At 67.7% G+C, this 13,456-nt stretch carries 14 protein-coding genes; 3 read left to right on the forward strand and 11 right to left on the reverse strand.

The window, feature by feature from the left end; all coding sequences use genetic code 11:
- Positions 1-164 precede the first annotated feature (164 nt).
- The 4 genes from ACZZZF_RS09945 to ACZZZF_RS09960 all read right to left on the reverse strand — a co-directional run bounded on the left by ACZZZF_RS09945 (position 165) and on the right by ACZZZF_RS09960 (position 4,355).
- A complete protein-coding gene (locus tag ACZZZF_RS09945) occupies positions 165-1,046 on the reverse strand; it encodes a nitrilase-related carbon-nitrogen hydrolase (protein ID WP_463498162.1) in 882 nt (293 codons plus the stop codon).
- The gene (locus tag ACZZZF_RS09950; protein ID WP_463498163.1) at positions 1,039-2,208 is read right to left on the reverse strand and encodes a hypothetical protein; all 1,170 of its coding nucleotides are present in this window, start codon (positions 2,206-2,208) and stop codon (positions 1,039-1,041) included. The genes ACZZZF_RS09945 and ACZZZF_RS09950 overlap by 8 nt, the downstream gene beginning before the upstream one ends.
- Positions 2,209-2,238: 30 nt before the next feature.
- On the reverse strand, positions 2,239-3,219 hold the full coding sequence (locus tag ACZZZF_RS09955; RefSeq protein ID WP_053098470.1) for a nuclear transport factor 2 family protein: 981 nt from the start codon (positions 3,217-3,219) through the stop codon (positions 2,239-2,241).
- Between the two features lie 134 nt (positions 3,220-3,353).
- Positions 3,354-4,355: a LacI family DNA-binding transcriptional regulator gene (locus ACZZZF_RS09960; RefSeq protein WP_463498165.1), complete on the reverse strand. Its 1,002-nt coding sequence runs from the start codon at positions 4,353-4,355 to the stop codon at positions 3,354-3,356.
- Between the two features lie 99 nt (positions 4,356-4,454).
- Here ACZZZF_RS09960 and hisD point away from each other — a divergent pair, with 99 nt between their 5' ends.
- Genes hisD through ACZZZF_RS09975 form a run of 3 tightly spaced genes read left to right on the forward strand, consistent with a single transcriptional unit; the run spans position 4,455 to position 7,281 of the window.
- Complete coding sequence (hisD, locus tag ACZZZF_RS09965) at positions 4,455-5,786, forward strand: histidinol dehydrogenase (RefSeq protein ID WP_463498167.1); 1,332 nt, start codon at positions 4,455-4,457, stop codon at positions 5,784-5,786.
- On the forward strand, positions 5,783-6,541 hold the full coding sequence (locus ACZZZF_RS09970) for an SDR family NAD(P)-dependent oxidoreductase (RefSeq protein WP_056276223.1): 759 nt from the start codon (positions 5,783-5,785) through the stop codon (positions 6,539-6,541). The genes hisD and ACZZZF_RS09970 overlap by 4 nt, the downstream gene beginning before the upstream one ends.
- Positions 6,538-7,281, forward strand: a complete 744-nt coding sequence (locus tag ACZZZF_RS09975; RefSeq protein WP_463498169.1) for an HpcH/HpaI aldolase family protein — start codon at positions 6,538-6,540, stop codon at positions 7,279-7,281. The genes ACZZZF_RS09970 and ACZZZF_RS09975 overlap by 4 nt, the downstream gene beginning before the upstream one ends.
- Positions 7,282-7,448: 167 nt before the next feature.
- Here the strand turns inward: ACZZZF_RS09975 and ACZZZF_RS09980 are convergent, their stop codons facing one another.
- From ACZZZF_RS09980 to ACZZZF_RS10010, 7 genes are all read right to left on the reverse strand, one after another.
- Positions 7,449-8,162: an alpha/beta fold hydrolase gene (locus tag ACZZZF_RS09980; RefSeq protein ID WP_463498171.1), complete on the reverse strand. Its 714-nt coding sequence runs from the start codon at positions 8,160-8,162 to the stop codon at positions 7,449-7,451.
- 1 nt (position 8,163) lies between these two features.
- Positions 8,164-9,057, reverse strand: a complete 894-nt coding sequence (locus ACZZZF_RS09985; RefSeq protein WP_056276215.1) for a carbohydrate ABC transporter permease — start codon at positions 9,055-9,057, stop codon at positions 8,164-8,166.
- The gene (locus tag ACZZZF_RS09990) at positions 9,054-9,926 is read right to left on the reverse strand and encodes a carbohydrate ABC transporter permease (RefSeq protein ID WP_056276212.1); all 873 of its coding nucleotides are present in this window, start codon (positions 9,924-9,926) and stop codon (positions 9,054-9,056) included. Before ACZZZF_RS09990 ends, ACZZZF_RS09985 begins: the two co-directional genes overlap by 4 nt.
- Before the next feature lie 72 nt (positions 9,927-9,998).
- Positions 9,999-11,306 (reverse strand): ABC transporter substrate-binding protein, encoded by a 1,308-nt coding sequence (locus ACZZZF_RS09995; RefSeq protein WP_053098462.1) that lies wholly within the window; start codon positions 11,304-11,306, stop codon positions 9,999-10,001.
- Between the two features lie 153 nt (positions 11,307-11,459).
- Positions 11,460-12,683: an MFS transporter gene (locus tag ACZZZF_RS10000; RefSeq protein WP_072590531.1), complete on the reverse strand. Its 1,224-nt coding sequence runs from the start codon at positions 12,681-12,683 to the stop codon at positions 11,460-11,462.
- Between the two features lie 85 nt (positions 12,684-12,768).
- A complete protein-coding gene (locus ACZZZF_RS10005; RefSeq protein ID WP_157557383.1) occupies positions 12,769-13,059 on the reverse strand; it encodes a hypothetical protein in 291 nt (96 codons plus the stop codon).
- A 3-nt stretch (positions 13,060-13,062) separates the two neighbouring features.
- Positions 13,063-13,392 (reverse strand): DUF7882 family protein, encoded by a 330-nt coding sequence (locus ACZZZF_RS10010; RefSeq protein ID WP_285363716.1) that lies wholly within the window; start codon positions 13,390-13,392, stop codon positions 13,063-13,065.
- Positions 13,393-13,456: the final 64 nt, after the last annotated feature.

The raw sequence follows: 13,456 nt of genomic DNA on the forward strand, positions 1-13,456 counted from the left end.
GGCGATCCCGCCCCGCATCCGTGCTCTCCTCCTGCATCCGGCACAGGTCAGGACCCATCCGGCACGGGGGCAGTTCCTGCATCCGGCACAGGTCAGGACCCATCCGGCACGGGGTCAGTTCCTGCATCCGTGCTCAGGTCCTGCATCCGGCACGGGGCCGGACGTCACATACCCACCCAGTACAGGTCGGCGCGCCGATCGGCGAACAGGTCGTTGTGCGGCGGCAGCGCCTTGCCGCGGGCGGCGTCGAGCGACAGCACGGCCGTCGCCCCCATCACCGCGCGGAAGGCGACGATCCAGCCCTGCTCGTCGATGATCGCCGTGCCGTCGGTCCAGTCGACGCCGCGCTCGGACCCCCATCGATCGGCGATCACGACGGGCAGTCGCGACGACCGCGCCGACGCCATCGCCTGGATCAGCTCGGGTGCATGTTCGCCGTCCGGCCGGGGCACGAGCGGCCAGTTGACCGGCAGCGCGAGCACATCCGCGCCCGCGAGCGCGAGACGGCGCGGCACCTCAGGGAACTCGTTGTCGTAGCAGAGCGCCACGCCGAGACGACCGAACGGGGCGTCCACGACGAGTCCGGCCTCGGACCCGCTGTCGAAGACGAGCTTCTCGGCACCCCACAGATGCGACTTGCGGTAGTCGGCCAGGCGCGCGTCGCGAGTGAGCACGGCGGCGGTGTTGAAGAGCCGCTCCCCGTCTGCTTCGGCGTATCCGACCACGACGACGGCATCCGCGGAGATCGCCTCCTGCAGCGTCGACCACCGCGGGTCGTCGGCGGTGAGAGCGGCGCTGTGCGCCTCCTCGCGATCCGCGAACACGTAGCCGCTGGTCGCGAGTTCCGGCAGCACGATCAGCTGCGCCTGCCGACGAGCAGCGGCAGAGATCGCCGAGCGGATGCGGTCGAGATTGCCGTCGACGTCGCCGAGCACGATCTCGGGCGACAGCGCCGCGACGCGCAGCTCAGCGGCATCCGATCCCGTCACGGACGCGCCGGGGCGCGAGAGGGCAGTACCCCCTCGCGCCCCGTCGTTCTCAGTCATCTTCCGTGGCGGTGACCATCACTCCCAGCGGGGCCAGGTAGCCGTTGGGATCGATGGTCCAGTCGGCGGCGGCCGCCGCTTCGACGACCTCCGGAGCCCACTCGAGGTAGACGCGGTCGTCGCCGCCGTTGATCACGAGCACCGTGCCGGTGCCGGACTCGTCGCCCTCGACGCAGACGTACGAGCGCCAGCTGCCCTCCGGAACCGAGAAGGTGTCTCCGGCGCCCAGCGTGACGGCGGTCGACGGGTCGCCGTTGAGGGTGACCTCCCAGCGGCCGGTCTTGAACAGCAGCGCCTGCGTCTTGTCGTGGCGGTGGCGCAGCACTCCCTGACCGGCTTCGGCCCGCACCCACGCGAGGTTGAACGAGTGGGGTTCCGTGACGTTCGGCACCTGGCGACGGTTCTCGCTCATGCCGTATCCGATGGCGGTGGCGAGCTCGACGTGCCCGCCGTCGACCGCCGCGCACAGCAGCGCCGCCGACGAGTACTTGCGGTCGCCGGGCTGGATGACCCGCGAGCGCATATCCTCGACGGTGTAGGTCGTGAGCTCGTCGATGTAGTGCTGCTTCATCGGGGTGATCAGCGGCACATCGTCGGGCAGCACGCCACCGGCGACCGTGTCGATGAGCTTGTTGTCGGCCGTGAGGTGAAGGCCGTAGGACTCCGCCTCGCGCAGCACCGACGGACCCCAGATGATGCCGCCGTTGTCGTCGCGGCCGAGCACCGTGTAGAGGATGCCGTCATCCGGCCCCTCGTTCGTGAACCCGCGGAAGATCCACGTGGGGATCGTCACGATGTCTCCGTCGTGACTGATGTATTCGCCCTGCTTGCCGTCGACACCCCAGCGGAGGCGGAACTCGCCGCCGAGGTTGATGAAGACCTCCGCAGTGAAGTGCAGATGCAGGTTGTTCGAGATGCCGTTCGGCATCCCCGCGGCTCCGGTGTTGAAGCCGTGATTCACCTCGAGGTTCACGTACTGGCTCGCGTTCTGCGAGACGCCGGCGCCGATGAAGGAGTAGTTCTCCTTGCGGTCGGATCCCGGAGTGCGGCAGTCGATGAAAGCGGAGTTGCACGGCACCCAGTCGGTGCGGCGGATGGTGCGGCGTGCGATCTCGTCCGCGGGGACGATGACGTCGACCTGGTCGACGATGGCGTTGCTCATTTCTTCTTCTCCTTGTCGATCAGTCGATGATCAGTAGATGTTGCTGAAGGCTGCCGGCTCGTCGCCGCGGGTACCCGCGATCTGGGCGCGCAGGGCGATGTCGTCCCACAGGCGCACCTCCTTGACGAGGGCTCCCTGATGGAAGGTGAACTGCGAGATGCCGAGCACGTCGACGGGCTTGCCGGTGAGGCTGCCGTAGTTCGGGGCTCCGTTGTAATCGCCGACGAACTTCCAGGTGACCGCGACGCGCAGTCCCGCATAGCGGACGTCGTAGTTGGTCTGGATGTCACGGATCTCGAACTGCCCGGCGGGGAACGACTCGAGGAATCGCAGCAGTGCGCGGCGGTAGCCCTCAGGCCGGATGACGACGCGGTTGCCGACCGTGAGCAGCACGAGGTCGCGGTGGAAGAACTTCTCGACCTTCTGCAGGTCGCGGTCGTTCCACACCGTCTGGATCATGTCGATGACGGTCTCGACCTCGGAGCGGTGGTCGTCGGGACGCACGCCCGAGTCGCCCTTCGCGATCGGATCGGCGGGCGCCGGCTCGGTCCACGACCCCGTGTAGCCGCGGAAGGCCTGGGCGCGGGCGAGCTCGTCGAGGTCGTCGCCGCGTTCGAGTGCGCCGGCGAGCGAGTCGCGCACGACCCACTCCTCGACCATGCGGCCCTTGCGGTACAGGCAGTTCGCGATGGTGCGGCTGTGCGAGGAGGTCTGCAGGTGCCCCGACAGCACGAGGTGCGAGCTGAGGAACGCATCGTCGCCGCGAGCCTCCCAGATCACGTCTTCGGCCTGGCCGGTGCGATCGGGTGTCGCCGAGATGCGCATGAGCGTTCCTTCGATGACCTCCTGTCGCGTCGTCGAGGTGCCGTAGGCGCCGTGCACGATCGAGTCGGGCTCGTAGTTGTCGCGGATGAAGCTGATCGACCGATCGACCCAGATCAGATCGGTGACCTCACGGATGAAGTCGTCGGGGTCTTGGTAGGGCAGATAGGCAACCGGGTCGAGAGACACGCGTTTCACTCCTTCGAGATGCGAAGCTGCGGTTCATCGGTGATCGCTGGCTTCTTCCTCGTCAGTGTATGCGTATGCACAAAGCAACGCAAGAGACGATCCTGCGCACACGGTGATCATCGCCGAGAGGCGGGTCAGTCGGCGCGTGCGGCCGCGAGAGTGCGCCTCGGCACGAAGACGGACTCGAAGCGCGTCTTCTCGAGCTCGGCGCTCGGATCCTCGATGCGGCGCACGATGAGGTCGGCGGCCGTGCGCGCCATGCCGGCGATGTCGTAGCCGATCGTGGCGAGGTCGATGATCGGCCAGGCCGCTTCGGGAAGGTCGTCGAAACCGAGGATCGATAGGTCGTCAGGCACCCGCAGACCGGCGCGGTGCGCGGCATTGAGCGCACCGTACGCCACCACATCGTTGCCGCAGAACAGCAGGGTCGGGCGCTCCGACCCTTCGAGGAGCTCGGATGCCGCAGCCTCGCCCTCGGCGGCTCCGTACGGCACCCGGCGCACGTGACTCTCGGGCAGCGTCACACCCTCGGCGACGAGCGCCTCCCGCAGAGCGGCCTCGCGGCTCTGCGCCGTGCTCGTGTTGCTCGGTCCGAGCACCGCGCCGACCCTGGTGTGACCGAGTCCGACAACACGCCGAACCGCCTCGCGATAACCGGGAGCCGGATCGACGACCGTGGCGTCCGCCTCGACGAACGAGCCGGTGCGGTTGAAGTACACGAAGGGCAGCCCGCGATCCTTGAGGCGCAGCGGCGCGACGGAGTCCACGGTGGTGGTCGCGAGGATCACGCCGTCGAGGCCGTTGGCCAGCAGTCGCTCGACGATGGTGTCGTTGTCGGCCGACTCGGTGTGCAGCATCAGCTGATACCCGAGCGTCTCGAGCTCTCGGTGCACCGGGGCGATGATGTGCGAGTAGAACTGATTGTCGAGATCGGTCAGCAGCAGGCCGATGCGCCGCGTGCGCCCGGACGACAGAGCGCGCCCCGCCTCGCTCGGCACGTAGCCCAGCAGCTGGGCCGCCTCGCGCACCCGGAGCTTCGTCGCCTCGGACACCCGCGCGTCGTCGCGCAGTGCCCGAGACACCGTCGGCTGCGAGACTCCCGCCAAGCGGGCCACATCACGACTCGTGACGACCATCTGGCGCCTCCCCCTCGATCTCAGGATTCTACCGCCCTTGACGCCCGAATGCATACGCGGTCATAATCAGCACATACGTATGCAAAGGAAGGAAGGGCCATGCCCCTGCATCTCAAGACCGCGCCGACGAAGACGTTCGCGGACACCGCTCAGCAGGACGTCGCCGAGCGGGTGAGGGGAATCATCGGCGACATCCGCCAGAACGGCGACGTCGCCGTGCGGCGGTACGCCGAGCAGTTCGACAACTGGAGTCGCGACTCGTATCGGCTCTCCGATGACGAGATCACCGAGATCATCGGCACGCTCGACGCCCAGGTGATCACCGACATCGAGTTCGTGCAGAGCCAGGTGCGCCGCTTCGCTCAGGCCCAGCGCGACTCGCTGGTCGACATCGAGGTCGAGACGCTGCCCGGGGTGTTCCTCGGACAGAAGCATGTTCCGGTTCAGGCGGCCGGTGCGTACATCCCGGGAGGGAAGTACCCGCTGACGGCATCCGCGCACATGACGATCATCACCGCCAAGGTCGCCGGCGTGCCCCGCGTCGTCGCGTGCACTCCGCCCATCCGCGGCGAGATCCCCGCCGCGACCGTGGCCGCCATGAAGATGGCCGGCGCCGACGAGATCTACATCCTCGGCGGAGTGCAGGCGGTGGCGGCGATGGCCGTGGGCACCGACTCGATCGAACCGGTCAACATGATCGCCGGCCCGGGCAACGCCTACGTCGCCGAGGCCAAGCGCCAGTTGTTCGGCGAGGTCGGCATCGACCTCTTCGCCGGCCCGACCGAGATCCTCATCGTCGCCGACGAGCACGCCGATCCCTTCTTCACCGCCGTCGACCTGCTCTCCCAGGCAGAGCACGGCCCCGACTCCCCCGCCGTGCTCGTCACGACCTCGCAGGCGCTGGCGGAGGAGGTCATGGACTGGATCGAGAAGATCCTGCCCGGCATGCCCACTCGCGACTACGCCGGCCCGGCCTGGCGCGACTGGGGACAGGTGATCGTCGCGGACGACCTCGACGAGGCCTATCGGATCGCCGACGACTTCGCCTTCGAGCACGTGCAGATCTTCACGCAGAACCCGCGCGAGGCACTGACGCGGATGCACGACTACGGCGCGCTGTTCCTCGGCGAGAACACCTGCGTCTCCTACGGCGACAAGGTGATCGGCACCAACCACGTGCTGCCGACGCTCGGCGCCGCGAGGTACACCGGCGGACTCTGGGTGGGCAAGTACCTGCGCACGGTGACCTATCAGGAGATCCAGAACAGCGAGTCGTCGGCCGAGCTCGGAGCCGTGTGCGGCCGCGCTGCACGAGTCGAGCTCTTCGAAGGTCATGCCCGCTCGGGCGATGCCCGCGCCTGGAGGCACGCCGGCACGGAGTTCGCCTGGATCGACGAGAGTCACGCGGCGGTCGGCGCGGAGTCGCGATGACCGACCTCGCCGGTCGCACGGCCGTGGTCACCGGCGGCGGCAGCGGACTCGGGGCGGCCATCGCCCGGTCCCTGCACGCCGCCGGTGCGCACGTGGTCGTGGTCGGGAGGGACGCCGAGAAGCTCGACCGCGTCGTCGCTGACCTCGGTTCACGGACACGCGGAATGACCTGCGACGTGTCGGATCCGGCATCCGTCGACAGGCTGCGGGAGCAGCTGGCGGACACCGAGGTGTCGATCCTGGTGAACAACGCCGGCATCCCGGGTCCGGTCGCAGCGCTCACCGACATCGAGGTCGACGACTGGGACGAGGTCTTCGCCGTGAACGTGCGCGGCACGTTCCTGCTCTGCAAGGCATTCCTGCCCGGCATGGTCGAACGCGGCGACGGCGACGTCATCAACGTGGCCTCCGTCTCGGGCAAGCGTCCGCTCGCGCACCGCACGCCGTACTGCGCGTCGAAGATGGCCGTGATCGGGCTCACCTCGACGCTCGCGTTCGAGGTCGGACCGGCAGGTGTGCGGGTGAACTCGCTGTCGCCGGGCCCGGTGCAGGGACCGCGCATGGAGCGCAACTTCCGCCTCGAGGCCGCGAGATCGGGCACGAGCATCGACGACGCCGAGCAGGCGTTCGTCTCGCGCGCGGCGCTCGGACGCATGGTCACAGAAGAAGAGGTGGGCGCAGCGGTCATCGCGATGCTCGGGATGCCAGGCATGTGCGGTGCCGACATCGATCTCTCAGCAGGAATGGTCGCATGACGCGGTCGCTGCGAGCCCGAGCGCTCGCCGGCGAGAAGCTGATCGGGGCACTGCTCCGGATGCCGTCGGAAGAGCTGGTCGAGATGCTCGCCGTCGCCGAGTTCGACTTCGTGCTGATCGACTGCGAGCACGGCCCCGCCGACGTCGTCGCGCTGCGGCAGCACATCGCGCTGGCCCAGGTGCACGGCGTGCCGGTGATCGTGCGCGTCGGCGAGGGCGACCGCGGCCAGATCCTGCGGGTGCTCGACCAGGGAGCCCAGGGCATCCTCGCCCCTCACCTCGACACGACAGCGGATGCCGAGGCGCTGGTCTCTGCGGCGATGTACCCGCCGGTCGGGTTGCGCGGATTCGCGACCTACAGCCGGGCCGGACGCTTCGGTCTCATCGACCCCTCAGAGCACCGCCACTGGTGGCTCGAGAACACTCTCGTGCTCGGGATGATCGAATCGCCCGGCGGGGTCGCAGACGTCGAGGGCATCGCCACGGTGCCACGACTCGACGGCATCATGGTCGGCCCCGCCGACCTCGCGGCGTCGAGTGGACCGGATGATCGACCGGTGCCCGAGGCGATCGCTGCGGTGCATTCGGCGCTGGCCAGGGTCGGTTCACTGCGCATGGACATCGTCGGCACGAGGGATGCGGCGAGCGCGGCCTTCGCCGACGGAGCCGACCTCGTCGTCTACAACCTCGCGTCCTCTCTCATGGCGCATCTGCGCGGCCTCGCGGCGCCCGAGCGCTGAGCGCTCCCCGCATCCCGCGCCGCCCGCGCCGCCCGCGCCCCGCCACCCACCGTCGATTCGGAGGAGATCTGCGATACGGAGGTCACCTCCCCCGCCTCCACTCTCCGAATCGCGGATGTCCTCCCGACTGCCGCAGCACCACAAGCCGAGGCGCAGCGAACCCGAGGTCAGACGACGATGCCGGCCAGTCGCTGCTGCGACCTCCACGACCGGACGAGACGCCCGAACTCACGCGGCCGCTCGAGTGGCAGCAGGTGGCCGGCATCCAGGGTGACGAGACGGGCGTCAGGCATCGCCGACACGATCTCGGTGTGGAAGTGAGGCGGACAGATGGCGTCGTCGAGCCCCGAGACGACGAGGGTCGGCATCGTCAATCCGGTGATCCGCGAGAGCAGGTCGGTGCGCGTGAGTTGCATCCGCAGTTGAGCGCGCAGCCGGTCGGCACCGGTCTCCTCCCCCATGCGCAGAGTCCGCTCCACGAGCTCGGGCCGCTCTCGCACGAGCGCCTCCCCGAGCAGAGGAATGAGGATGCCGTCCTGCAGCGCGCGCGGCTCGACGCCCTCGTCGAGTGCCGTGAGCCACCCGCCCCATCCGGAACGCTGCGCGTCGGTCGGCGCCTTGGCATTGGTCGACACGAGGCAGAGGCCGGCCACCCTCTGAGGCGCGGCGAGGGCGAGAGCCATGCCGACGATGCCCCCGAGGGAGTGGCCGACGAGCACGAAGGTCTCGGGCAGATCCCGGAGCAGCGCCGCCACCTGCTCGCCGATCGAGGGACGATCCAGCACCGGCCGGACCGCCCCCTCGAACCGCGCATCCGTCCACAGGTCGGCCGTGCAGTTCATGCCCGCGAGGAGCACGAGCGGCGGCACCGCGGCAGCCACCTCAGCCCTTCACGGCACCGTCGCTGAGACCCGCGACGAGATACTTCTGCGCGATGAACGCGATCACGAACACCGGGATCGTCAACAGCATCGACGCCGCTCCCGCCTGCTGCAGCATCGGCAGGGTCTGCCCGAGCTGCGTGGCGATGAACACGGGCACCGTCTTCGACGAGGTGTCGGTGAGCACGAGCGCGGTGAGGTACTCCTGGAAGGCGAACAGGAACACGAAGATGCCGGCGGTCAGGATCCCCGGCCCCATCAGCGGGATCATGACCCTGCGCAGCATCCCGATCCTGGTGCAGCCGTCGATCATGGCCGCCTCGTCGAGCTCCTTCGGAATCTCGGCGAAGAAGTTGCGCAGCAGCCAGATCGTGAACGGCTGGTTGATCGCGACGAGGGCGATCGCCAGCGCGAACGTGGTGTCGTAGATGCCGAGCGCGCGGCTGATGTCGTACATCGGCAGCACCACCGCGAAGCGGGGCAGCGCACGGAAGATCAGTGCGAGCACGAGCAGCAGCGCCGAGACGTAGCTGGGGAACCGCGACAGCGCATAGGCCGCCGGGATGCCGATCGCCAGCGCGATCACGGTGGACACGACCGCCACGACCACGGTGTTCACGAGGTAGTCGGCGAAGTACGTGGTCTGCCACAGATCGACGAACGCCTGCAGGGTCGGCTGGTAGTCCCAGAGCACCGGCGGGTTGGCGAAGGCGACGTCGGTGGGCTTGGTCACCGACAGCGTCATCCAGATGAACGGGCTCAGCATCACGATGCAGAGGATGCCGAGCAGCAGCCCCGTGATCACCGGCGGGCGGTTGGGGCCGCGGCGACGGCGCTTCGGCACGCCCTTCGTGACGATGGCCCTCGTCGAGAGTTCTGCGGAGGTGAGACTCATCGTTCGGCCTTCGCTTCCTTGAAGATGCCCCGGATGAACGGGATCAGCATGATGAGGATCAGGAGGATGGTGAGCACGTTGATCGCGCTGCCGAGACCGAGGTTCTCGGCGCCATCGGCGAATGCCACGGAGTAGACGTAGAGCATGATCGATTCGTTGCCGATGTTCTGCGCCTGCGGCGACAGCGGGATCAGGTTGTCGAACATGCGCAGCACATCCATGATCGTGATCAGCGTCACGAATCCGAGCACTCCGCGGATGGTCGGGATGATCACGTTGAGGTGCGTCTGGAAGCCGTTGGCGCCATCGATCTTCGCCGCCTCCTTCAGCTCGTTCGGCACGCCCTGGAGTCCGGCCAGGATGATCAGCATCGCGAACGGGAGCATGTGCCAGACGGTGTTGGCGATCACGAGGATCGCGTTGGGCACCTGGTCGGTGAACCAGAGCACCTGCGACCCGCCGAAGAAGCCGATCAGGCGGTTCACCACACCGCCGAAGTTGTCGTCGAAGAGCCACGAGAAGGCGACGGCGCCGACGAGGTTCGGCAGCACGTACGAGACGAGCATGATGCCGAGCACGAGCGGACGCGACGTGGTGATGCGGTTGATGCCGGTGGCGATGATGTACCCGAAGACGAGCAGGATCGCCGTGGTGACGATCGTGACGGCGACCGTGAACATCACCGCCTTGTGGAAACGGGGGTCCGTCAGCGCGTCGGTGAAGTTCTCCAACCCGATGAAGGTGCCTGGTGTGCCGTAGCGGACCTGCTCGAAGCTCCACTGCACCGTGCGCACCAGCGGCAGCACGAGCAGTGCACCCATCACCAGCAGGCTCGGAGCGAAGAGCAGCCAGAATTCGCGTGCCTTCATGTGCGTCCTCCCTTGGACGGACTGTGGCCTGAACTCACGCTCAGGCCACAGTCATGGACGGTCGGATCGGGGTCAGCCGGCGATCTTCTCGCCGGCGGCCTGCATCTGGGCGAGCCCGTCGTCGACGGACACCTGGCCGTTGAGGATCGAGACCAGGATCGGCCGGATCTCGTTGGTGATGTCGGCGATGACCGGCGACACGATCGGCGGCATGGCGCTCGCGATCGAGTCGTTGGCGGCGGCACCGTACGGGGAGTTCTCCTCCGTCACCATGCCCTCGCGGGCCGGGTAGGCGGCGGGGACGGATGCCGTGGAGGCGTCCTCGCTGACGGCGGACGCCATCATCTGGAAGAGCATGTCGTGGTCGAGCTTGGTGTTGAAGGGGATCGACCAGCCGTCGATCGAGAGGCGGTTGTAGGAGTACTCGGCGTCGTCGGAGACCTTGGGCGCACCGGCGAATCCGAAGGAGTCGGACAGCTTGGAGTTCGCGGGCAGGGTCAGGTCGAACATGCGACCGGAGAACATGATCGACATGGCCGCCGTGCCGTTGAACATCTGCTGCTGCACCTTGGGCTGGTCGAAGGTCGTGACCTGCGGGTCCATGTAGGGCTTGAGTGCGAGCATCGCTTCGACGGCCTGCTTCGCCTCGGGTCCGTCGAGCGTGACCTCGCCGTCTGCGGTGACGAAGTCGGCGCCGAGGGAGTTCATCGCCCCTTCGAAGCCGGTCGTCACGTCGGCCGTGGCGAGCCAGGGCAGCGCGATCGGATAGTCCATGAGGCCCTCTGCCTTGATCGCCTCGGCCGCGGCGATCATCTCGTCGAAGGTGGTCGGCACGTCGAGGCCGAGGTCTTCGAAGATGTCGGTGCGGTAGGCCATGACGAACATCTGCGCCTGCATCGGGATGGCGTAGATGTCGCCGTCGTAGGACATGCCCTCGACCATCGACTCGCTGATCTCGCCGAGCCCGTAGTCCTCGCCATACTTGTCCCAGAGGTCGTTCAGCGGAACGAGCTTCTCCTCTTCGCCGAAGCCGGGGATGACGAATCCGTAGGTCTCGATGATGTCGTAGGTGCCCGTGTCGCCGGCCAGGGTGGCCGTGGTCTTGGTCACCTGCCCGCCGAAGTCGATCGGATCGTGCTTCAGCGTCACGTCATCGGTCGAACAGCTCTTGACCATGGTGTCGGTGAAGGGGTCGATGGCGGAGGAATTGTAGGCGAGGACGTTGACCGTGGTCTTGCCCTCGGGAGCCGTGTAGTCGCACGACACCGTTGTCGCGTTCTCATTGTCGGTTCGGGTCCCGGCGCCGCAGCTGGAGAGGGCGATCATGCCCACTGCTGCGAGGGCGAGTACCGGCAGTGCTCGATGCTTGATGTGTCCCATGACGCTGATGGTATACGTATGCAATCGACTTAGGGAAGCCTATGTTCCCGGAAACTTTCTGGATTGAATACGTATACTGCGAAAACCCGCGATACGCGAGGACGAACACCCTTCGGCATCACTCTCACGGCCCGCCGCGGCCGACCCGAACTGCTACTCCCGAACCCTGCGCTTCTCGAGCACTCCGGCGAGAAGCACCGCGACCAGAGCCGCAGCCGGGGCCACGATCAACCCGGCCCGCAGGCTCTCGGTGTCGGCGATGAACCCGACGATCGGCGGTGACAGCAGGAAGCCGAGCCGCAGCAGCCACGACACGACCGTGAGCCCCACTCCCGGTCGCAGGCCGGGCAGTTCGTCCGCCGCATGCATGGCGGCCGGGATGAGCGTCGCGATGCCGAAGCCGACGGCGGCGAATCCGGCGATGGTTCCCGGCACGCTCGGGAAGATGAGCGCGAGTGTCATGCCCGCTGCGGCGATCAGTCCTCCGACGCGGGCCACCGCGCGCTGCCCGAACCGGTCGGTCATGCCGTCGCCCAGCATCCGGCCGATGAACTGTGCGCCGACGAGCGCGATGAATCCGAGCGGCGCGATGGCGGCCGCGGCGCCGAGCGATTCACTCAGATAGAGAGTCGCCCACGAGTTGCCGGCGTCTTCGGCCACGGCACCGGCCATCGCGATGAGCGTGAGCGCGATGATGATCATCACGGTGCGAGGGCTGACTCCGCGGCGCACGGCGCCGCCCAGCTCGACCGGCTCGGCCGTCGCCTCCGCATCCGCCTCCTCATCGCGTCCGGGCAGGCAGAACCAGAGCGCGGTGAAGGCGACGGCCGCGAACACCGCGGTCGAGATGCCGAGATGCACGCCGAGCGGCAGCTGCAGGGCGATCGCGGCCGCGGCCATGCCTCCGCCGAGAACCGCGCCGATCGACCAGATGGCGTGGAACGAGTTGATGATCGAGCGGCCGTATCGCCGCTGCACGCGCAGACCGTGCGCGTTCTGCGCGACGTCGGTGATCGCGTCGGATGCCCCGCCGAGCAGAAGGGCGACGGCGAAGAGGATGCCGGAGGGCGCCAGTGCGGCCGCGAGCAGGCCGAGCCCCGTGGCGATCGTGCCGAACACGGCGATCCGCGCCGAGCCGAATCGACGGATCAGCACGGCGGCGAGAAGACCCGCGGCGATCGCGCCGGCAGGGAAGGCCGCGATCGCGAGGCCGTACCCGGCGTTGTCGAGCCCCAGAGCAGCCTTGATCTCGGGGTAGCGGGGCAGGATGTTGGCGAACAGTGCGCCGTTCGTGAGGAACAGCGCCGAGACCGCGATGCGCGCTCGGCGCGACGCCTGGTCGACAGCCGGCCGTCGAATCGATTCGATCGAAGTCATAGCAACGACCGTACACGTCGAGGGACGCCGTCGAAAATCGCCTTCCGCATCGCGTATGCCACCCGTGCGGCGATCGCGATCGACCTCAGTGGAGCTGCGGTTCGCCCTGTGCGATCTCTTCGGCGATCACGGATGCCGCAGCGACCGCTGCCTTGGCGGCATCCAGGTCGTCGAACTGGCCGATGAAGTCGGACTGCGCTCCGAAAGCCCGAAAGCCCTCACGCGGCGTCCCCGTGATCGATCCGAGGAACTGGCGCCGGTCATTGCCGACGTGGAAGCCGGGATCGACCTCGACCCACAGCCCTCGCGTCCGCGAGGCGCCTCGCACCCGCGCGCTCGTCGCCGCCTTCGCGGCATTTCTGATTCGTACGGACATGGCTCACGCAGTCATCGCGTGCAGCACACGCGACCCCGTGAGCGCCGGAGCGAACTCAGCCCGAGTGAGGTCGAGCCCGCCGGCCGAGTTCGCCGCGTTCATCATCGAGACCACCAGCGAGCGGTCGATGCTCGGCTCCTCGTCCATGGCGAACCGGAGGGGGATGGAGGCGTGCACCCAGAGCGTCTCGATGGCGCCGTCGCCGATCGAGAGGGTCAGGGGGAAGGACTCGTTGCGCCGCAGCTTGGTCACGATCACCAGCCGCAGGTGGGTCAGCAGCTCGTCGTCGATCTCGATCGGTGCGGCGGTGCTTCCGTAGGTCAGGTAACCCATGTTCTCTCCCTCACGCTCAGACTGGCTTGAGAAATAGATTACTAGGTTACCTAGCTAAATCCCA

It is taken from the genome of Microbacterium sp. AC215 (genome assembly GCF_979258645.1).